Genomic DNA, 20,940 nt, shown 5'->3' on the forward strand with positions numbered 1-20,940 from the left:
TTGCGTACCTTTTGACGTACGCTTTTGAGCAAGGAGCCCACCATGGTCACACTCACCGCCAGCGAAGCACGCGCCAATCTGTATCGCCTCATGGATCAGGCGGCCGAGTCCCATCAGGCCATCACCATCTCCGGCAAGCGCCATGATGCCGTGCTGGTGTCGGCCGAGGACTGGCAGGCCATTCAGGAGACGCTCTACCTGCTGTCGGTGCCCGGCATGCGAGAGTCGATCCGAGAGGGCATGGCCACGCCGGTCGAGTCTTGCGCTCAGGAGCTGGACTGGTGAGCTGGCAGGTGGTCTACACCCGGCATGCGCAAAAAGATGCCCAAAAGTTGTTGGCCAGCGGACTCAAAGCCAAGGCTCAGGAACTGCTGACCCTCCTTCGGGACAACCCATTCCAGAACCCGCCGCCCTTTGAAAAGCTGGTGGGCGACCTGACGGGCGCCTACTCGCGTCGCATCAACATCCAGCACCGTCTGGTCTACCAGGTGCTGCAGGAGCAGGGCGTGGTCAAAGTGCTTCGCATGTGGTCGCACTATGAGTGAGCGGGCTGTGCTGGCCTTGCCCGTGGTCCCAAAGGCCTGAGCTCACGCCACCGCCGTCCACCAAGCCTGTGACAGCGCCGGTGCGCGCAGGTCCAGGCGCTCGCCCATCTGCGGCGCCACCAAGGGCACGCCGGCCTGCCGGGCCAGGCCGGCGATGCGATCGAAGGGCTCGTGCCAGGGGTGCAGGGCCAGGTCGAAGGTGCCGTTGTGGATGGGCATCAGGTGCCGCGCCCGCACGTCCAGATGGGCCTGCAGGCTTTGCTCGGGCTGCATGTGCACATCGGGCCAATCGGCGTTGTAGGCGCCTGTTTCCATCAGGCTCAGATCGAAGGGGCCAAAGCGCTCACCGATGGTTTTGAAGCCCTTGAAGTACCCCGTGTCACCGCTGAAGAACACCCGCACCTCGTCCTGGATCAGCACCCACGAGGCCCACAGCGTGCGGTTGCCATCGTTCAGGCTGCGGCCCGAGAAATGCTGGGCCGGCGTGGCCACCAGGCGCAGACCCTGCACCTGGGTCTCCTGCCACCAGTCCAGTTGTTGCACCTTGGCGGCCGGCACGCCCCAGGCGATCAGGCGCTCGCCCACGCCCAGCGGTGTCACAAAGTGCGCCACCTTGGGTGCCAGTTGCTCGATGGCCGCCCGGTCCAGGTGGTCGTAGTGGTCGTGCGACAGCAGCACCCCGGTGATCTCGGGCAGGTCTTCGATGCGCAGCGGTGGCGCGTGGAAGCGCTTGGGGCCCATGAAGGTGAACGGCGAGGCGCGTTCGGAAAACACCGGGTCGGTCAGCCAGAACTGCTGTCCCAGTTTCATCAGCATGGTGGAGTGACCGAGCCGCCACAGGCTCATGTCGGGGGCGGCCAGCAGCTCGGCCCGGCTCAGCGCCTGCACCGGGATCGGCCGGGCCGGCACCGTGTCGGCCGGCTTGCCGAACAGAAAGCGCCACATCACGGCGAGGGTCTTGAGGGTGCCCATGGCATGGCGCGGGGCCGCGTTGCGGAACTTGCCGTTGCGCCATTGGGGGGAGTCGGCGTAAGTGGCCTCATCGGTCGGGGCCGGGCGGGCGCAGGGACGGACACACAGGCGGGATGAGCTCATGTCAGGGGGCCTTGGGTTCAGGAGGGCAGGGCTTGGCCCTGCAGCAGGGGTTGGCTGGCAAACAATTCGGCCGCCCAATCGACAAAGGCGCGCACCTTGGCGCTCAGGTGCCGGTTGGGCGGGTACACCACATAGACCGGCAGCAGCGGGTGGCCCCACTCGGGCAGCAGGCGCTGCAAGGCGCCGCTGGCCAGGTAGGGGCGGGCCTGGAAGGTGGTGATCTGCCCGATGCCCAGGCCTTGCAGCAGGGCTTCGGTGTAGGCGTTCGATTCGTTCAGGCTGATGCGGTAGGGGCCGGGGATCTCGATCACCTCTTCGCCCTGGTGAAACTCCAGCGGGTACTGGCGGCTGGTGTGGGCCCCGAAGTAGGTCACCACGGTGTGCTCGCGCTCAATGTCCAGCGGGTGTTCGGGCACGCGGCGGCGCTGCAGGTAGCTGGGCGCGGCCACCGTGATGAATTCGAGGTTGCCGATGCGCCGCGCCACCAGCGATTGCTCGATCAGGTTGCCGCCCCGGATCACGCAGTCCACGTTGTCCGAGATCATGTCCACGATGCGGTCGCTCACGCCGAGGTCGAGCTGGATGTCGGGGTAGCGCTCCTGAAAGCGGGCCAGGTTCGGGATGATCAGCAGGCGGGCAATCGTGCTGCCCACGTCCACGCGCAGGCGCCCGCGCGGGTTGGCGCGGGCCTGGCTCATGCTGGCCTCGATGTCGTCGAGCTCGGCCAGCAGGCGCACGGTTCGCTCGTAGTAGGCGGCGCCGTCGGCCGTCACGGTGACACGGCGCGTGGTGCGGTTGAGCAGTTGCACCCGCAGCCGGGCCTCCAGGGCCTGGATGTGCTTGGTCACGGTGGCCTTGGGCAGGTTCAATGAATCGGCCGCGCGCGTGAACGTGCCGGCTTCCACCACGCGGGTGAATATGCGCATGGCCTGGATCTGGTCCATGGGCCCTCCTGTTGTTGTGCCCGGTTGGGTCTGGCACAAATTCTCACACGACGACCGGTCGGCATTGTTGGGCGTTTGGAAACACTGCTGTGGCGAACCAGGTGTTTATGACCGGGTCTTCTGCCACTAAAGTCGCACCATCCCATCTTGTTGCGAGCCTTGCCCACCATGCCCAGCACCCCTGAAACCGAATCGCCCCGCGCCGCCTTGGCCACGCCGCCGCTCCACCCCGGGGTCGACAGCGAGGTCGACCTGCCCGGCGGCAAGCGCGTGGCGGTTCGCGTCTACGGTCGCAAGACCCCGGGCGCGGCGAGCCCCCTGGTGGTGCACTTCCATGGGGGCGCCTTTGTCTCGGGTGACCTGGACAACGGCTGCACCGTGGCCCAGTTGCTGCTGGGGGCGGGCGCGGTGGTGGTGTCGGTGGCTTACCCGCTGGCGCCGCAGCATCCTTTTCCCAACGCGGCCGAGGCCGGCTACGAGGTGCTCAAATGGGTGTTCCGCCAGCGCAACCGACTGGCCGGCCAGGGGGCTTTGGTTTACCTGGCGGGTGAAGAGGCCGGTGGCAACGTGGCGGCGGCCGTGAGCCTGATGGCGCGCGACCAGGCGCATCCCCCGCTGGCCGGGCAGATCCTGCTCTCGCCCATGCTGGATCCTTGCGTGGGTACGGCCTCGTTGCGCCAGGCCACCGGCAGCGCCACCTGCTGCAAGTGGGTCGAGGGCTGGCTCAGCTACCTGCGCAGCCCGCGCGACGCCGAACACCCCTATGCCGTGCCGGCCGGCTCGATGCGCCTGCAAGGCCTGCCCCCCACCCTGGTGCTGGTGGGCCCGGACGACCCCATGCGCGACGAGGCCATGGCCTATGTCACGCGCTTGCAGGCGGCGGGCCTGCAGGCCCGGGGCGAGGTGTTGAGTGCGGCTCAGCACTGGCCCGATGCCCTGTTGGCTGCCCAGGCCCAGGCCTGCCCCTGTGCCGGTGCGGTGCAGGCGCAGTTCCAACGTTTCTTCGAGGACACCCGCAGCCCGGTGCCTTCCTAGCACCCCCGTCGGCCCGGCCTGACACCGCGGTGTGGACCGGGCGGCCGTCAAGGCCTTGCCTGCCCTCTTGCTGATCACCGGCCCCGGTCGGTGATTCGGGCGTTGCTCGCCCGAAATTCTGTTTTCCTGTCTTGCGGTTCTGCCTGCGGGCCTGCGTGGCCCGGGGGGTGGGCTGCGTCCCGTTTTTTCTGTCTTGGAGGATTGCCATGAACCCCACACCTGAATCCAAACCCGCTCTCGCCGCCCAGGTCCAGGCGGCCGCCGCATCGCGCCGCCCGCTGTGGCTGTCGGCGGTGGCCCTGGCCGTGCTGGCCACCACAGGGGCGGCCTTCCTGGGCCTGCCCAACTCGCACGCCGATGCACCGGTTGAACAGGCGCCCGCCGCCACCCCGGTTTCGGTGGCCACGGTGGCCGAACAGCCCATCGCCTTGTGGGATGAGTTCTCGGGTCGGCTGGAGGCCGTCCAGCGCGTGGACCTGCGTCCCCGCGTGGCGGGTGCGGTGCAGACCGTGAACTTCCGCGAGGGCTCGCTGGTCCAGGCCGGCGACCTGTTGTTCAGCCTGGACCCGGCGCCCTTTGCCGCCGAGGTGGACCGGGCCCAGGCCCAGGTGGCCGCGGCCCAGGCCCGCGTGGCCTACAGCCAGAGCGAGCTGGAGCGCGCCACCCGTCTGTGGGAAGAGCGCGCCATCGCCCAGCGCGAGCTCGACGAGCGTCAGAACGCCCAGCGCGAGGCGGATGCCAACCTGCGGGCCGCCCAGGCCGCACTGCAGAGTGCCCGCCTGAACCTGGGTTACGCCCAGGTGCGTGCGCCCATCACGGGCCGCATCGGGCGCATCGAGGTGACCGCCGGCAACCTGGTGGCGGCCGGTGCCGGGGCCCCGGTGCTCACCACCCTGGTCTCGGTGAATCCGATCTATGCCAGCTTCGAAGCCGACGAGCAGCTGATTGCCCAGGCCTTGCAAGGGCTGGGCAGCGGCCAGAGCGCGCGCGCCCGCATTGAGCGCATCCCCGTGCAGATGGGGACGGCAGAAGGGGGCACGGCCGAAGGTGGCAGCACCCCTTACAGCGGCCACCTGCAACTGGTGGACAACCAGGTCGATGTGCGCAGCGGCACGGTGCGGGTGCGCGCCGTGTTCGACAACCCCGATGGCCGCCTGATGCCGGGCCAGTTTGCCCGCCTGCGCATGGGCCAGGCCCAGACCCGGCCCGCCCTGCTGGTGCATGAACGCGCCGTGGGCACCGACCAGAACAAGAAGTTCGTGCTGGTGGTGGGCGCCGACCGCAAGGCCGAGTACCGCGAGGTGACCCTGGGCGCGCCGGTCGACGGCCTGCGCGTGGTCAAGAGCGGCCTCAAGGCGGGCGAACAGGTGGTCGTCAACGGCCTGCAGCACGTCCGCCCTGGCGCCCTGGTCAGCCCCCAGACCGTCCCCATGAAGCCGGAGGCGGCCGCCGCCACCCCGGCGGCACCCGTCACGCCGGCGGCCTGAAGCAGGCCCGCCGCGACACGAGATCGAACCCATGAACCTGTCCAAATTCTTCATTGACCGCCCCATCTTTGCGGGCGTGCTGTCGGTGCTGATGCTGATCGCCGGCCTGCTGGCCCTGCGCGTGCTGCCGGTGTCCGAATACCCCGAGGTGGTGCCGCCCCAGGTGGTGGTGCGCGCCAACTACCCTGGCGCCAACCCCAAGGTGATCGCCGAGACCGTCGCCACCCCGCTGGAGGAGGCCATCAACGGCGTCGAAGGCATGCTCTACATGGGCAGTCAGGCCACCACCGACGGCCTGTTGACGCTGACCGTGACCTTCCGCCTGGGGACCGACCCCGACAAGGCGCAGCAACTGGTGCAGAACCGGGTGGCCCAGGCCGAGGCTCGTCTGCCCGAAGAGGTGCGCCGCCTGGGGCTGGCCACCGTCAAGAGTTCGCCCGACCTGACCCTGGTGGTGCACTTGCTGTCGCCGGGTGGCCGCTACGACATGACCTACCTGCGCAACTATGCGGTGCTCAACGTGAAAGACCGTCTGGCCCGCGTCAAGGGCGTGGGCGAGGTGCAGTTGTTCGGCTCGGGCGACTACTCGATGCGCGTCTGGCTGGACCCGCAGAAAGTGGCCCAGCGCGGCCTGTCGGCGAACGACGTGGTGCGCGCCATCCGCGAGCAGAACGTGCAGGCCGCCGCCGGTGTGGTGGGGGCTTCGCCCGGCCTGCCCGGGGCGGATCTGCAACTCTCCATCAACGCCCAGGGCCGCCTGCAGAGCGAAGAAGAGTTCGGCGACATCATCGTCAAGACCGGCAGCGACGGTGCGGTCACCCGGCTGCGCGATGTGGCCCGGCTGGAGCTGGGCGCGGCCTCGTATGCGCTGCGCTCGCTGCTCGACAACAAGGATGCGGTGGCCGTGCCCATCTTTGCCGCCCCGGGTTCGAATGCGATCCAGATCTCGGACGACGTGCATGCCGCCATGGCCGAGCTCAAGAAGGGCATGCCCGATGGCATGGACTACCAGATCGTGTACGACCCGACGCAGTTCGTGCGCGCCTCGATCGACTCAGTGGTGCACACCCTGCTGGAGGCCGTGGCCCTGGTGGTGCTGGTGGTGATTCTGTTCCTGCAGACCTGGCGCGCCTCCATCATCCCGCTGCTGGCGGTGCCGGTGTCGGTGGTGGGCACCTTTGCCGTGATGCAGGTGTCGGGCTTTTCCATCAATGCGCTGAGCCTGTTCGGCCTGGTGCTGGCCATCGGCATCGTGGTGGACGACGCCATCGTGGTGGTGGAGAACGTGGAGCGCAACATCGAAGCCGGGCTGTCGCCGCGCGAGGCCACCTACCGCGCCATGCGCGAGGTCTCGGGCCCCATCATCGCGATCGCCCTGGTGCTGTGCGCGGTGTTTGTGCCGCTGGCCTTCATCAGCGGCCTGACCGGCCAGTTCTACCGCCAGTTCGCGCTGACCATCGCCATCTCGACCATCATCTCGGCCGTCAACTCGCTCACCCTGTCACCGGCCCTGGCCGCCCTGCTGCTCAAGGGGCATGACGCACCCAAGGACGCGCTCACCCGTGGCATGGACCGCGTGCTGGGCCGCTTCTTTGCCGGCTTCAACCGCCTGTTCGGGCGCGGGGCCAAGGCCTACAGCGGCGGCGTCACGCGGGTGATTGCCCGCAAGGGCGCCATGATGGGCCTGTACCTGGTGCTGGGCCTGCTGACCCTGGGCCTGTTCAAGAGCGTGCCAGGCGGCTTTGTGCCGGCGCAGGACAAGCAGTACCTGATCGGCTTCGCCCAATTGCCCGATGGCGCCACGCTGGACCGCACCGAGCAGGTGATCCGGCGCATGAGCGAGATCGCCCTGGCCCAGCCGGGGGTGGAGCACGCCGTGGCTTTTCCGGGCCTGTCCATCAACGGCTTCACCAACAGCTCCAACTCGGGCATCGTGTTCGCCACCCTCAAGCCTTTTGAAGAGCGCCGCGACGCCAGCCTGAGCGCAGGGGCCATCGCCGGCCAGCTCAACCAGAAGTACGCCGGCCTGCAGGACGCCTTCATTGCCATGTTCCCGCCGCCCCCCGTGGCCGGCCTGGGCACCACCGGCGGCTTCAAGCTGCAGATCGAAGACCGTGGCTCGCAAGGCTATGCGGCCCTGGATGGCGCCGTGAAAGCCTTCATGGCCAAGGCCTACCAGACGCCCGAGCTGGCCGGCCTGTTCACCAGCTTCCAGGTCAACGTGCCCCAGTTGTATGCCGACATTGATCGCACCCGGGCGCGCCAACTGGGCGTGCCGGTGACCGAGGTGTTCGACACCCTGCAGATCTACCTGGGCAGCCTGTACGCCAACGACTTCAACCGCTTTGGCCGCACCTACAGCGTGCGCGTGCAGGCCGATGCGCCCTACCGCGCGCGGGCCGAAGACGTGGGCCTGCTCAAGGTGCGCTCCAGCAGCGGCGAGATGGTGCCCCTGTCGGCGGTGCTGAAGATCGAGCCCAGCTTCGGGCCTGAGCGCGCCATGCGCTACAACGGCTACCTGTCGGCCGACATCAACGGCGGTCCGGCACCGGGCTTTTCCAGCGGCCAGGCCCAGGCTGCGGTGGCCCGCATCGCGGCCGAGACCCTGCCGCCGGGCTTCAGCTACGAATGGACCGAGCTGACCTACCAGGAGATCCTGGCTGGCAATTCGGCGGTGTGGGTGTTCCCGCTGGCCATCCTGCTGGTGTTCCTGGTGCTGGCCGCGCAGTACGAGAGCCTGACGCTGCCGCTGGCCATCATCCTGATCGTGCCCATGGGCCTGTTGGCGGCCATGACCGGGGTGTGGCTGTCACGCGGTGACAACAACGTCTTCACCCAGATCGGGCTGATGGTGCTGGTGGGGCTGTCGGCCAAGAACGCGATCCTGATCGTCGAGTTTGCCCGCGAGCTGGAGTTTGCCGAACGCAGCCCGCTGCAGGCCGCCATCGAAGCCAGCCGCCTGCGCCTGCGCCCCATCCTGATGACCTCGCTGGCCTTTGTGATGGGGGTGCTGCCCCTTGTGTTGTCCACCGGGGCGGGCGCCGAGATGCGCCGCGCCATGGGCGTGGCGGTGTTCGCCGGAATGATCGGCGTGACCGCCTTCGGCCTGTTCCTGACCCCGGTGTTCTATGTGCTGCTGCGGCGGCTGACGGGCAACCGGCCCTTGATCCAGCATGGCAGCCATGTCGCACCCGTGGGGCCGCTGGATCTGGCCGCCTCCGGTGCCCAGGCCCGGCCCGTGCTGGCGGCTCCGCGCCGTGACCCTGATTGAAAGCCACACGCCATGACTGATTTCTTGATTCCCCGCACCCTGCGTGTTCTGACTCCGCTGTGGGCGGCCCTGTGGCTGGCCGGCTGTGCCAGCACGCCTTTGCCCGGCGCTGAGCAGGCCCTGCCTCCACTGCCGGCCACCTTCAGCCAGACCCAGCCGGCCGGCCTGGGCGCAGACGGCACCCGTTGGACCGTGGCTCCTGGCGCCGAGGCCCAGTCCCGGGGCGCCTGGTGGCTGGATTTCATGGACCCGGTGCTGACCGATCTGGTGCTGCGCGCCGACGGGGCCAACACCCGGCTGCAGGAGGCGTCGGCCCGGCTGGCCGAGGCCCGGGCTTTGCTGGGCACGGCCGAGGCCGCCCGGGCGCCGCAGGTGGGCGTCAACGCCGGCCTGAGCCGCCAGGCCGGTCGCGGCACGCTGACGGGCGAGGTGCCCAGCACCACGGCCAGCCTGGGCCTGGGGGCTTCGTATGAACTGGATGTGATGGGTCGCCTGCGCCAGGCCAGCCAGGCCGCCGGCCAGGACGCGCGGGCCCAGGCTGCGCTGCTGCAGAGCACCCGCCTGCTGGTGCAGGCCGATGTGGCCCAGACCTACCTGCAGCTGCGCTCGGTGCAGGCCGAGCAGGTGCTGGTCGACGAGAGCCTGCAGGCCCTGCGCGAGATGCTGGCCTTGACCACCCGGCGCGAGCGGGCCGGCGATGTGGCCGAGCTGGACCTGGCCCGGGCCCGCTCCGAGGTGGCGGCCACCGAGTCGGAGGCCCTGGCCCTGCAACGCCAGCAGGCCTTGCTGACGCACGCGCTGGCGGTGCTGGTGGGCGAGGTGGCCACCGGTTTCAGCCTGCCCCAAGCCGGGCCCCTGGCCAGCATCCCGGTGGTGCCGCCCGGGGTGCCGGGCACGGTGCTGGCGCGCCGTCCCGATGTGGCGGCCGCGCAGGCCTCGGTGCTGGCGGCCCAGGCGCGGCTGGGCGTGGCCCAGACGGCCTGGTTCCCGGCGGTGACCCTGACCGGCAGTGCCGGCCAGGCCTCACCCGAGCTGGGCGATCTGTTCAAGTGGTCGGCCCGGGCCTGGAGCGCCGGGGCCCTGCTGTCGCTGCCGCTGCTCGATGGCGGCCGGCGCGAGGCGGCCGTGCAGGGCGCCCAGGCGCGACTGGATGCGGCCCTGGCGGTCTACCGCGGTCAGGTGCTGAACGCCTTCGGCGAGGTCGAGGACCAGCTCAGCAACCTGAACCTGCTGGCCGCCCAGGCTGAGGCCCAGGCCCGGGCCGTGGCGGCCGCGCGCCGTGCCACGGCCTTGTCCGAATCACGTTACCGGCATGGCTTTGTGAGCCAGATCGAACTGCTGGACGCGCGTCGGGCCGAGCTGCGCAACCGCCGAGCCGAGCTGCAGGTGCGCACCGGCCAGGCCGTGGCCACGGTGGCCCTGGTGCGGGCCCTGGGGGGCGGCTGGGGCGATGGCCCGGGTGCGGCGGCGGCCTCCGCGAGAGACCCCCTCCCGACCCTGGCCCGGCTTCAGAACCGATAAGTGGCCGTCGCCACCACCGTGCGGCGCTGACCGTAGAAGCAGTCGCCGCGGGTCAGGCAGGTGGTGATCTGCACCTTGTCGGTCAGGTTCACCGCGTTCAGGGCCAGGCGCCAGTGGCCCTGGTCGTAGGCCACCATCGCGTCGAGCAGGGTGCTGGCCGGCGTGCGAAGGCTGTCGGTGCCATCCCACGATTCACCGAGGTAGCGCAGCCCCAGGCCGGCCGACAGACCGCCGCGGCCCTGGCCGGCAAAGCGGTGCATCAGCCACAATGCCGCACTGTGTTCGGGCACCCCTTGCAAGCGCTTGCCCTGGTCGGCGCCGGTGCTGCGGCTCACCCGGGCGTCGGTCCAGGCATAGCTGCCGGTCCAGTCCCAATGCCGGCTCAGGCTGGCCGTCACCTCCAGTTCGGCCCCGCGCACCCGGGCCTCACCGATCTGCAGGCTGTTGAGCGGGTTGGCCGGGTCCGTGGTCTTGCGATTGGTGTCGCGCAGCTCGTACAGCGCGGCATAGGCCGTGATGCCGCCACCCGGTGGTTGCCACTTCACCCCCGCCTCCCATTGCTTGCCGCGCTGGGGCTTGTAGGCGCTGCCGTACACGTCCACTCCGCCCAGCGGCAGGAAGGATTCCGAGTAGCTCAGGTAGGGCGCCCAGCCGCCCTCGGCCAGGTAGCTCAGGCCGGCGCGCTTGCTCCAGGCCTTGTCGTCGATCGCGGCGGCCGGCCGGCCTTCGGTGTCGGTCTGGGCGCTGTCGTGGCGCAGCCCCAGGGTCAGGCGCCAGCGCTCCCAGGCGATCTGGTCCTGGGCGTAGAGGCCCAGTTGGCGTTGTGTCACCGAGGGCTGGCGAGTGAGGGTGGCCGGCGGGGTGTAATTGCCATAGACCGGCTGGTACACATCGATGTCACCGGCCTTGCCACGGCCGGTCCATTGGCCGGTCTGGTTGCGCTGCAGGTCCAGGCCCAGCAGCAGCCGGTGGCCGACGGCGCCGCTTTGCCAACTGCGCTCGGCCTGGTTGTCGATCAGCACCATGCGCCCGGTGTTGAGCTGTTGCACCAGGTCGCGGGCCACGGTGCGGTTGTCGGCGTTGAACACCGGCCGCGCCGGGCGGCCGGTGGCGGCATTGGCCGTGAAGCTGGTGTAGGCGGTGCGGTAGTCCACCTCGCTTTCTGTGGCGCGCAGGTTTTGCCGCAGGGTCCATTGCTCGTTCAGGCGGTGGCTGAACAGGTAGCCCAGAGAACTCTGGCGGGTGTTGTAGGCGTCCCAACCCGGTTCGCCGATGAAGGTGCTGGTGGGGATCTGCCCGTAGGCACTGGGCAGCAGGGTGCCTTGCCACGGGAAGAAGCCGATGAGAGAACCGCTTTGGTCGCGCTGGTACAGGCCCTGCAGCGTGAGCGAGGTGTCGGCGCTGGGGCGCCAGGTGAGCGTGGGGGCGACCACGGTGCGGTCGTCGGCCACGTGGTCGACCTGGGTGCCACTGTCGCGGCCGACCAGGATCAGGCGATACAGCCACTGGCCCTCGGCGTCCAGTGGCCCGGTCAGGTCGGCCGCGATCTGACGCCGCTGGCGGTTGCCCAGCTGCAGCTGGATCTCGCGCTGGGTTTCAGCCTGCGGACGCTTGGAGCTGAGGTTGAGCACCCCGCCGATCTGGCCCTGGCCGTACAGCACCGAACTGGGCCCGCGCAGCAACTCCACGCGCTCCAGGGTGTAGGGGTCGGGGCGGGTGGTGTTGTAGGTGCCGTAGCTGCGCAGCAGGCCGTCCAGGTACTGGGTCACGTCGCCACCACGGGCCTTGAAGCTGTCGACGCGGCTGTCGAAATAGCTGGAGACGATGCCGGCGCTGTAGGCCGTGGTCTGGCGCAGGGTGGTGGCGCCCTGCGCTTCGATCTGGTCGCGGGTGACCACCGAGATGGCCTGGGGTGTTTCCAGCACCGGGGTGTCGGTCTTGGTGGCGCTGGCGCTTTGCCGGGCCACGAAGCCTGTCACCGGGGTGGTGGCGCTCTCGGGCTCGGGCCGGGCCTGGATGGTGACGGAGGACAGGGCTTTTTCGGCCACCCCATCGGTGGAGGCCGTGCCCTGGGCCTGCGACAGACCGGGCAGCGCCAGGCTGCAAAGGGTCAGTGTCGCCTGGGTGATGGCGCGCAGGCGTTGGGGCCTGGGCGCGAGAGCGGAGAGGCGGTGGGCCGGGCTGGGGGGGCGACCGGCATGTAGCGTGCAGGGTGTCATGGTCAAGGGTTCATCCTCTGGGCTGCGAGTCATTGGCTGGGGCGGCACCTGCCGAGGCGGGCGGCCTGGACACCTGGCTGAAAAGGGCGTCAGGGGGGCTTCAGCCCGTGCCTGCGCTTGTGCGGGTGTTGGTGTTGGTGGGCGGTTTGTCTTGCCCGCCCAGCAAGCAGCGCAGCGTGTTGGGGCCAAAGCTCAGTTGCAGGGCCACGGCGAGCGCGCCCGCGCTCAACAACATCAGCCACAGCAGGCTGCCGAAGGCCGCGCCGTCTTGCCACAGGCACAGGCCCAAGGCCAGGGCGAGCAGGGCCGCGCCCTGCAGGCGCCAGCGGCGCAAGGTCGCGTGCGTCGGGGGCTGATGGCGTCCGATGCCGAGCGTGTCCCGGTGGCGTTCCTGGCTGAGGGCCAGGCAGGCCATGCCCAGCGTGTTGAGCAGGCCGGCGGCCCCCATCCAAATGGCGTCATGCATGTCGTTCTCCAGGGGCCGGCACAGCGCTTGCCAGGCCTGCTGCCCCGCGGTGGGGTACGGGGCGGTGCAGCCGCGATGCGGTCCAGGCGCTCAGGGCCGCCAGGCACAGCAGGGCGGAGTCCACGCCGGCCACGCCCCATTGGCCTTGCTGCAGGCTGCGCCACAGGGGCATGCCGGTGGTGAGGGCGTTGAGCAACACGGCGGCCGCCGCCGCGATGGCCACCGCCCGCACCTGGGTCGCCCAGGCCGGGTGGCCGCGCCAGGCCGCATGGGCCAGGCTGAGCAGCCAGCACAGGTAGAAGGCGGCCACCTCCAGGTCGGCGCGGCCCAGCCCGCCGAATCCGACCTGGGCCGGCAGCAGCCGGTTGGCGATCAGAAAGGCCAGGGTGGCCCCGATCACACCGGGCAGGGTGGCGATGCTCAGGGCCTCGACCAGGCGCACGCCGCGAAGGCCCTGACGGGTGTGGCGGACACGCCGGCTTTCGAGCCAGAACACAAAGCCGGTGCCGATCATCACGCAGCCGCCGAGGCCGGCCGCAAAGTACAGCCAGCGCAGCGTCCAGTGCTTGAACTGCACATAGTGCAGGCCGCTGATGAAGCGCTGCACGCGCATCACCGGGGCTTCGTTGAACTCGTGCAGCAGGGTGCCGCTGGCCGCATCGAAATAGAGCTGTTCCAGGCCCAGGGGCACCTGGTCCTGAGGCGAGCGGCGCAGCTCCACATAGCTGTTGGCGTCGCCTGGGTGCCAGACCCGCAGGAAGTAGGCCTCGCTGCCGGGCCAATGCTGGCGGGCTTGGGCCAGCAGCTCGTCCAGCTTGGGGGCGTGCTCGGCGGGTCGGCCCGCGGGGGGGCGTCGATAGACCCCCATGCCTTCGGCCTGGAAGGCCCGTTGGGCCGCCACCGGCCCGGCGCCCGGGTAGGCGGCCCAGGGCGCGGCAGGCCAGTAGATGCCCATGAAGACGATCAAGCCCGACAAGGCGATGGCAAAGTGAAACGGCAGCAACAACACGCCTGTGAGGTTGTGCAGGTCCAGGCTGGCGCGGGGCAACTGCTTGCGTGGGCGGAACAGAAAGAAGTCGGCCAGCAGCTTGCGGTGGATCACCACGCCGCTGACCACGCCGACCAGCATGGCCAGGCCCGCCAGGCCGGCCAGCCAGTAGCCCAGGTCTTTCCATTTCAGGTGCAGGCTGTAGTGGAACGGGTAGATGAAGCCTGAGCCACCCAGGGTCTCGACCTCGTTGAGCACGGCACCGGTGCGCGGGTGCAGGTAGCGCCGCTCGGGCAGGGCGCTGCCTGGCGGGCGCCAGCTCAGGCGCAGCACCGGCGCACGCTCGTAGGGCAAGACCACGGACCATTGCGAGGCGCCCTGGGTCAGGCGTTCGATCTGGGCGCCGACCGGGCCTTCCAGCACCAGCGGGGTTTGCAACACGGCGGTGTCCAGGCGGGTGTCGGGCATCATCCAGCGGTCGATTTCGCGGTCGAACACGCTCAACGTGCCCATCCAGAACACCACGAACAACAGGCTGCCGACGAGCACACCGGCCCAGCTGTGCAGCCAGGTCATGGATTGGCGGAAATGGGGGTGCATGGTGGGGCTTTCTCAGGGCAGGCAGGCCAGCAGGGCCAGGCAGGCGGCGCTGCCCAGCAGCACGGTGGCCCACAGACGGCGAAGGCGCCGCACGCTGAAGGCCCACAGCAACCAGGCGAGGTAGATCAGAAAGCCCAGCATGGCGGTGGCCACCACGGCCTCGCTGCGGGGCAGGCCGGCCAGGACCAGCAGGCGGCTGAGCAGGCCCATGCTGCAGGCACTGATCAGGTAGCCGCCCGGCAGGGCGGCCACCACCCGGGCCGCCACATGAAGGGGTTTGGCGTGCATGGGGCCCCGGGCTCAGAAGGTGGTGCGCAGCGTCATCTGCAGGGCGCGTGGCGAGCCCGGCAGGATCAGGTTGTCATTGCTGCCGTGGCTGGACACGTAGTACTTGCGGTTGGCCACATTCTTCAGGTTCACGTCCAGCGCCCAGGTGCCGCGCTCGTAATGCGCCGCGGCGTCCAGGGTGGTGTAGCCCGGCAGGGTGACCAGGTTGGTCAGCGAGGTGTAGCGGGCGCCCACCGCGCTCAGGCCGCCGCCCAGGCGCAGGCCCTGGCCCAGGTCCTTCATGGCCCAGACAAAACCCGAGTGGCGCGGCGTGAGCGCGGGCACCTTGCCCAGCGCCGACACGTTGACCACGGGCAACTGGCTGGAGGCCGTGGTGGCCACCGACTCGACCATGCGGCCGTTCAGCCAGGCGTAACCGGCGCTCAGGTCCCAGCGGCCGGGCAGGCGGCCGGTGGCGGTCAGCTCCAACCCATCGGTGCGCTGCTTGCCCACATTGATCATCACCGAGGGGCGGTTCGGGTCGGTGTTCTTGATGTTGGCGCGCTCCAGGCGGAACAGGGCCCCGGTCAGGTTGAGCTGGCCATCCAGCAGGTCGAGCTTGGCGCCGATCTCGCGGTTCTCCGTGATCTCGGGGGCGCTGGCGGCGTTGCTGGACGACAGGGCCAGGCTTTCGCCCGAGGGCTGGAAGGAGCGGCTGTACGAGGCGTAGTAAGACAGCCAGTCGGCCGGCTGCCAGACCAGACCGGCGCGGGGGCTGAACTTCTTGTCGGTGCGGCTCAGTGGGCTGAGCTTGCGCTCGAAAGCCGTGTCCTGGCTGAACACGTCGTAGCGGGCGCCGAGCAGGGCCTTCCATTGCGGCGACAGGGTGATCTGGTCTTGCGCATACAGCGCGCTGGTGCCCAGCGAGGTGTGGCTGGGGATGGCGCTGTCGGCCGCGTAGGCGCTGGCCGCGATGGCGGGCGGCACCACGTTGCCGGGGTTGAACAGGTTGACCCGGTCGACTGTGCCGCCGGAGACCGACCAGGCGGTCTTTTTCTGCGAGCCCAGCTCCAGGCCCATCAGCCACTCTTGCTGGAAGCCGCCCAACTGGTTGCGCCAGGTGAGGTCGGTCTGGTTGAACAGGCTCGATTCGTCGCGGAAGATGAAGGAGCGGGTGCGCCCCACCGTCTGGGTCACCGGGTCGGTGGTGCCGCTGGGCAGGGTGTTGAAGCGACGCAGGTCGTAGCCCTGGATGCGGGTGACGTTGCGCAGCGACAGGGCCTCGTCGAAGCGGTGGTTGAACGTGGACGTGAAGGCGCGCACATGGCTGGTGGTGGTGTCGTCGCGCGCGGCCTGGCCCGAGCCGTAGTAGGTGCTGGCGGCCACATTGACCGGGCGCCCGTTCAGGGCCGGGATGCCGAAGTCGGTCAGGCGGCGGTCGTCGGCGTCGGTGTACTGCAGCAGCAGATCGGTTTCGCGGGCCAGCTTCAGGGCCAGCGAGGGGGCGAAGTTGTAGCGCTTGAGAAATTGCTGGTCGCGGTAGCTGCCCGAGTCTTCCTTGGCCACGTTCAGCCGGAAGGCGGCGCTCTCGTTCAAGCCCAGGTTCAGGTCGGCGGTGGCGCGGCGGTAGTCAAAGCTGCCCAGGCCCAGCGTGGCTTCGCCGCGGGTCACGCCAAATTGCGGCTTCTTGGTCACGCGGTTGATCAGCCCGCCCGAGGAGCCACGCCCGTACAGCACGGCGGCCGGGCCCTTGAGCACTTCGATGCGTTCGATGTCAGCCAGGTCGCGGAAGTACATCGCGTCGTCGCGCACGCCGTCGATGAACTGATCCGCCAGGGCCGTGAAGCCGCGGATCACCACCTGGTCGCGCTGGCCGTCGCCGGTGCTCATGGCCACGCCGGGCACGTTGCGCAGGGCATCTTCCATCGAACGGGCGCCCTGGTCGCGCAGCAACTGGGCCGGCACCACCTGCACCGATTGCGGAATGTCGCGCAAGGGCGCGCTGGTCTTGGTGGCACTGCGGCTGCTGGCGGGTGAATAACCCTCATCCTGGGCCCCGTTGACGGTGACTTCCTGCAGGGTCTGGGCCAGGGCTGGCAGGCCGAAGGCGGTGAACAGGGCCAGGGCGAGCGGGCCACGGCGGAAAATGCGTTGCTGAAACATGGTTGGGCCTCGGGGCACGGGGTGGGTCCGGGGGCAGGGGGCAGTGCGCCCTGCGTGAGCCGGAGCCGGCGTGCCGAGGTCGGAGGCGCCCCACGGCGCGCCCGATCCGTGAGGGGCCGCGCGCAGGCCAGAGGCCCGCCAGGCGCCCGGGGCCACGAGGGCCGGCACACAGGATCCGGGGCTGGCGGGGCCCGTGTCGGGCTTGGCTGGCGTGGCGCAAGTTTACATTACAAATGAGAAGTATTCGCAACAACTTGATGCAACAGGAGTCAAGATCGGCGCGATGGATTGGGGCCGAGCAAAAAAAATGGGCCCGAAGGCCCATGGAAAGTGGCACCGCGGGGGTGCTTATTCGTGTTCGCCCATCTGCGACTGCAGGTAATTGGGCAGGCCCACCTTGTCGATCAGGTCGATCTGGGTCTCCAGGAAGTCGATGTGCTCTTCGGTGTCGTCGAGGATCTTCTGCAGCAGGTCACGCGAGACGTAGTCGCGCACGCTTTCGCAGTGGGCCATGCCGGCCTTGATGGTGGCCTGGGCGCCTTGCTCGGCGCCGAGGTCGCAGCGCAGGATTTCGGGCACGTCCTCACCCACCGACAGCTTGCCCAGATCTTGCAGATTGGGCAGGCCGTCCAGCATGAAGATGCGGTCCATCAGCCAGTCGGCGTGTTTCATCTCGCCGATCGATTCGGCGTATTCCTTCTTGGCCAGCTTGTCGAAGCCCCAGTGCTTGAGCATGCGGTAGTGCAGAAAGTACTGGTTGATGGCGGTCAGCTCGTTCTTGAGCTGGGCCTGCAGGTGGGCTATGACTTGAGGGTCGCCTTTCATGGGGTGTCCTTCCGGTTGGGGTGATCGGTGGATTGTGGTGCAGAACAAGGCGCTGTTGCACCCGATTTGGCGGGGATCTCAGTAAATCAGGCGCTCGGGCCGGATCTCCTGCAGGATGGTGGTGGCGATCTCCTCGATCGACTTGGTGGTGCTGCTGAGCCAGCGGATGCCGCTGCGCCGCATCATGGCCTCGGCTTCATTGACCTCGGCGCGGCAGTTCTCCAGGCTCGCATAGCGTGAGTTGGGGCGACGCTCGTTGCGGATCTCGGACAGGCGCTCGGGGTGGATGGTCAGGCCGAACAGCTTTTTGCGATGCGGCAGCAGGGCCGGCGGCAACTGGCGGCGGTCGAAGTCTTCGGGGATCAGCGGGTAGTTGGCGGCCTTCAGGCCGTGCTGCATGGCCAGGTACAGGCTGGTGGGGGTCTTGCCGCTGCGGCTCACCCCGACCAGGATCACATCGGCGGCCTCCAGGTCGCGGTTGGACTGGCCGTCGTCATGGGCCAGGCTGAAGTTGATGGCCTCAATGCGGTCGTGGTATTCCTTGCTCTTGCTGACATCCGAGAAGCGGCCCACCCGGTGGTGCGACTTGATGCCCAGCTCTTTTTCGAGCGGGTGCACAAAGGTACCGAACATGTCCAGCAACATGCCCTGGCAGCCTTCCTGGATCACGGCCAGTACCTCCATGTTCACCAGCGTGGTGAAAACGATGGGCTTGCGGCCCTCGATCTCGCCCGTGTGGTTGATCTGGCGCACGGCCTGGTGGGCCTTGTCGACGGTGTCGATGAAGGGCAGGCGCACGTGGCGGGTGCTCATGTCGAACTGGGCCAGGATGGCGTTGCCGAAGGTTTCGGCGGTGATGCCGGTGCCGTCCGAGATGTAGAAGACTGTGCGGGTGTGCATTTGCGAAGGGGGTTCCAAAAAGAGTCTGTCAGCCTGACGCCAGCAGGTCTTGGCGCGCCAAGCCTACAATCGCGCATTATCCAAATTCTCACCATGCGCTGTCTTGACCTACAAGCACAAATACAAAGTCGCCCGACGCGCATGGGCCGCAGCTGCCATGGCCGAAGCGCTGGCAGCGCAGACCCGGTTTTAACTTCTGGAGCTTTCCCATGTCTGCACTTTTCAGCCCGACCGCCCTGGTCGTACCGTTTGAAAACCTGAGAATGAGCGATGTCGAGGCCGTTGGCGGCAAGAACGCCAGCCTCGGCGAGATGATTTCGCAACTGCCGCAAGGCGTGCGGGTGCCCACCGGCTTTGCCACCACCGCCCATGCCTTCCGCCAGTTCCTGGCCCATGACGGCCTGGCCGACAAGATCAATGCCCGACTGTCCAGCCTGGACACCGAGGACGTCAACGCGCTGGCCAAGGCCGGCGCCGAGATCCGTGCCATGGTCGAGGCCCAGCCCTTCCCGGCTGACCTGGAAAAAGCGATTGCCGACGCCTTTGCCACGCTGAGCGCAGGCAATGCCGCCGCTTCGTTCGCGGTGCGTTCCTCGGCCACCGCCGAAGACCTGCCCGACGCTTCGTTCGCCGGTCAGCAAGAGACCTTCCTGAACGTGGTGGGCCTGAGCGACATCCTGCACAAGATGAAGGAGGTGTTCGCCAGCCTCTACAACGACCGCGCCATCAGCTACCGCGTGCACAAGGGTTTTGCCCATGCCGACGTGGCCCTGTCGGCCGGCGTGCAGCGCATGGTGCGCTCCGATCTGGGCGCCGCCGGCGTGATGTTCACCATCGACACCGAGTCGGGCTTTGAAGAGGTGGTCTTCATCACCTCCAGCTACGGCCTGGGCGAGACCGTGGTGCAAGGTGCGGTGAACCCTGACGAGTTCTATGTGCACAAGCCCATGCTCAAGGCCGGCAAGCGTGCCGTGATCCGCCGCAACCTGGGCTCCAAGCTGATCCAGATGGTGTTCTCGAGCGCTGAAGAAAAAGCCGCTTCGGGCAAGCTGGTCCAGACCGTGGATGTGCCCACCGAGTTGCGCAACCGCTATTCGCTGACCGATGCCGACGTCGAGCAACTGGCTCAGTACGCGCTGGTGATCGAACAGCACTATGGCCGCCCGATGGACATCGAGTGGGGCAAGGACGGCACCGACGGCCAGCTTTACATCCTGCAGGCCCGCCCCGAAACCGTGAAGAGCCAGCAGCAAGGCAAGGCTGAGCAGCGCTACAAGCTCAAGGGCCAGGGCGCCGTGCTGGCCGAAGGCCGTGCCATCGGCCAGAAGATCGGTACCGGCCCGGTGCGCCTGGTGCACCACATCAGCGAAATGGACAAGGTGCAGGCCGGTGATGTGCTGGTCACCGACATGACCGACCCGAACTGGGAGCCGGTGATGAAGCGCGCCAGTGCCATCGTCACCAACCGGGGTGGCCGCACCTGCCACGCCGCCATCATTGCGCGCGAACTGGGCATCCCGGCCGTGGTGGGCTGTGGCAACGCCACCGACCTGCTCAAGGACGGCACCCTGGTGACCGTGAGCTGCGCCGAAGGCGACACCGGCCGCATCTATGACGGTCTGCTGGAGACCGAGGTGACCGAGGTGGAGCGCGGCGTGATGCCCAAGATCGACACCAAGATCATGATGAACGTGGGCAACCCGCAACTGGCCTTTGATTTCTGCCAGCTGCCCAACGAGGGCGTGGGCTTGGCCCGCCTGGAGTTCATCATCAACAACAACATCGGGGTGCACCCGAAGGCGATCCTGGACTACCCGAACATCGACACCGACCTGAAGAAGGCGGTCGAGTCGGTGGCCCGGGGTCATGCTTCGCCGCGTGCCTTCTATGTGGACAAGGTGGCCGAAGGCGTGGCCACCATTGCTGCGGCCTTCTGGCCCAAGCCGGTGATCGTGCGCCTGTCCGACTTCAAGAGCAATGAGTACCGCAAGCTGATCGGCGGCAGCCGCTACGAACCCGAGGAAGAAAACCCGATGCTGGGCTTCCGTGGTGCGGCGCGCTACATCAGTGCCGATTTCGGCGAGGCCTTTGCCATGGAGTGCGAAGCCCTCAAGCGCGTGCGCAACGACATGGGCTTGACCAATGTGCAGGTGATGGTGCCGTTTGTGCGCACCTTGGGCCAGGCCGACCGCGTCACCCAGCTGCTGGCCGATCACGGCCTGAAGCGTGGCGAGAACGAGCTCAAGGTCATCATGATGTGCGAGGTGCCGAGCAACGCCATCCTGGCGGATGAGTTCCTGCAGTATTTCGATGGCTTCTCGATCGGCTCCAACGACCTGACCCAGCTCACGCTGGGCCTGGACCGTGATTCGGGCCTGGAACTGCTGGCCGCCGACTTCGACGAACGCGATCCGGCCGTCAAGGCCATGCTGAGCCGCGCCATCGCCGCCTGCAAGGCGCAAGGCAAGTACGTCGGCATCTGTGGCCAGGGCCCCAGCGACCACCCCGACTTTGCCCAGTGGCTGGCGGATCAGGGCATCGCCTCGATCTCGCTCAACCCGGACAGCGTGATCGACACCTGGAAGCGCCTGGCCGGCCTCTGAGCCAGTGCATG

Annotated in this window: 16 protein-coding genes; 7 read left to right on the top strand and 9 right to left on the bottom strand. The window is 68.3% G+C overall.

Annotated elements, in window-relative coordinates:
• Nucleotides 1-42: 42 nt before the first annotated feature.
• Complete coding sequence (locus AC3WUT_RS09630; protein WP_492346858.1) at nt 43-285, top strand: type II toxin-antitoxin system Phd/YefM family antitoxin; 243 nt, start codon at nt 43-45, stop codon at nt 283-285.
• Nucleotides 282-545: a Txe/YoeB family addiction module toxin gene (locus AC3WUT_RS09635; protein ID WP_492346859.1), complete on the top strand. Its 264-nt coding sequence runs from the start codon at nt 282-284 to the stop codon at nt 543-545. The genes AC3WUT_RS09630 and AC3WUT_RS09635 overlap by 4 nt, the downstream gene beginning before the upstream one ends.
• A 42-nt stretch (nt 546-587) precedes the next feature.
• Here the strand turns inward: AC3WUT_RS09635 and AC3WUT_RS09640 are convergent, their stop codons facing one another.
• On the bottom strand, nt 588-1,640 hold the full coding sequence (locus tag AC3WUT_RS09640; RefSeq protein WP_492346860.1) for an MBL fold metallo-hydrolase: 1,053 nt from the start codon (nt 1,638-1,640) through the stop codon (nt 588-590).
• Between the two features lie 17 nt (nt 1,641-1,657).
• On the bottom strand, nt 1,658-2,584 hold the full coding sequence (locus AC3WUT_RS09645) for a LysR family transcriptional regulator (RefSeq protein WP_492346861.1): 927 nt from the start codon (nt 2,582-2,584) through the stop codon (nt 1,658-1,660).
• Between the two features lie 168 nt (nt 2,585-2,752).
• Here AC3WUT_RS09645 and AC3WUT_RS09650 point away from each other — a divergent pair, with 168 nt between their 5' ends.
• The 4 genes from AC3WUT_RS09650 to AC3WUT_RS09665 all read left to right on the top strand — a co-directional run bounded on the left by AC3WUT_RS09650 (nt 2,753) and on the right by AC3WUT_RS09665 (nt 9,898).
• Complete coding sequence (locus AC3WUT_RS09650; RefSeq protein ID WP_492346862.1) at nt 2,753-3,619, top strand: alpha/beta hydrolase; 867 nt, start codon at nt 2,753-2,755, stop codon at nt 3,617-3,619.
• Nucleotides 3,620-3,825: 206 nt separating this feature from the next.
• Complete coding sequence (locus AC3WUT_RS09655; RefSeq protein WP_492346863.1) at nt 3,826-5,106, top strand: efflux RND transporter periplasmic adaptor subunit; 1,281 nt, start codon at nt 3,826-3,828, stop codon at nt 5,104-5,106.
• A gap of 31 nt (nt 5,107-5,137) precedes the next feature.
• The gene (locus AC3WUT_RS09660) at nt 5,138-8,377 is read left to right on the top strand and encodes an efflux RND transporter permease subunit (RefSeq protein WP_492346864.1); all 3,240 of its coding nucleotides are present in this window, start codon (nt 5,138-5,140) and stop codon (nt 8,375-8,377) included.
• A gap of 12 nt (nt 8,378-8,389) precedes the next feature.
• The gene (locus tag AC3WUT_RS09665) at nt 8,390-9,898 is read left to right on the top strand and encodes an efflux transporter outer membrane subunit (protein WP_492346865.1); all 1,509 of its coding nucleotides are present in this window, start codon (nt 8,390-8,392) and stop codon (nt 9,896-9,898) included.
• Here AC3WUT_RS09665 and AC3WUT_RS09670 read toward each other — a convergent pair.
• From AC3WUT_RS09670 to ppsR, 7 genes are all read right to left on the bottom strand, one after another.
• Nucleotides 9,886-12,117 (bottom strand): TonB-dependent siderophore receptor, encoded by a 2,232-nt coding sequence (locus AC3WUT_RS09670; protein WP_492346866.1) that lies wholly within the window; start codon nt 12,115-12,117, stop codon nt 9,886-9,888. The two genes, AC3WUT_RS09665 and AC3WUT_RS09670, sit on opposite strands and share 13 nt — an antisense overlap.
• Nucleotides 12,118-12,217: 100 nt before the next feature.
• Complete coding sequence (locus AC3WUT_RS09675) at nt 12,218-12,583, bottom strand: DUF3325 domain-containing protein (RefSeq protein ID WP_492346867.1); 366 nt, start codon at nt 12,581-12,583, stop codon at nt 12,218-12,220.
• On the bottom strand, nt 12,576-14,171 hold the full coding sequence (locus AC3WUT_RS09680; protein ID WP_492346868.1) for a PepSY-associated TM helix domain-containing protein: 1,596 nt from the start codon (nt 14,169-14,171) through the stop codon (nt 12,576-12,578). Before AC3WUT_RS09680 ends, AC3WUT_RS09675 begins: the two co-directional genes overlap by 8 nt.
• Before the next feature lie 12 nt (nt 14,172-14,183).
• Nucleotides 14,184-14,459, bottom strand: coding sequence for an iron transporter (locus AC3WUT_RS09685; RefSeq protein ID WP_492346869.1), 276 nt, complete (start codon nt 14,457-14,459; stop codon nt 14,184-14,186).
• A gap of 12 nt (nt 14,460-14,471) precedes the next feature.
• Nucleotides 14,472-16,601, bottom strand: a complete 2,130-nt coding sequence (locus tag AC3WUT_RS09690) for a TonB-dependent receptor (RefSeq protein WP_492346870.1) — start codon at nt 16,599-16,601, stop codon at nt 14,472-14,474.
• Between the two features lie 348 nt (nt 16,602-16,949).
• On the bottom strand, nt 16,950-17,426 hold the full coding sequence (bfr, locus tag AC3WUT_RS09695; protein ID WP_492346871.1) for a bacterioferritin: 477 nt from the start codon (nt 17,424-17,426) through the stop codon (nt 16,950-16,952).
• A 78-nt stretch (nt 17,427-17,504) separates the two neighbouring features.
• Entirely contained in the window at nt 17,505-18,326 is an 822-nt protein-coding gene (gene ppsR / locus AC3WUT_RS09700; RefSeq protein WP_027475805.1) for a posphoenolpyruvate synthetase regulatory kinase/phosphorylase PpsR, read from the bottom strand.
• A gap of 209 nt (nt 18,327-18,535) precedes the next feature.
• Here ppsR and ppsA point away from each other — a divergent pair, with 209 nt between their 5' ends.
• Nucleotides 18,536-20,929 (top strand): phosphoenolpyruvate synthase, encoded by a 2,394-nt coding sequence (gene ppsA, locus AC3WUT_RS09705; protein ID WP_492346872.1) that lies wholly within the window; start codon nt 18,536-18,538, stop codon nt 20,927-20,929.
• The last annotated feature ends 11 nt before the right edge of the window (nt 20,930-20,940 follow it).

The organism is Curvibacter sp. EU05-FHT14A10 (assembly GCF_058791075.1).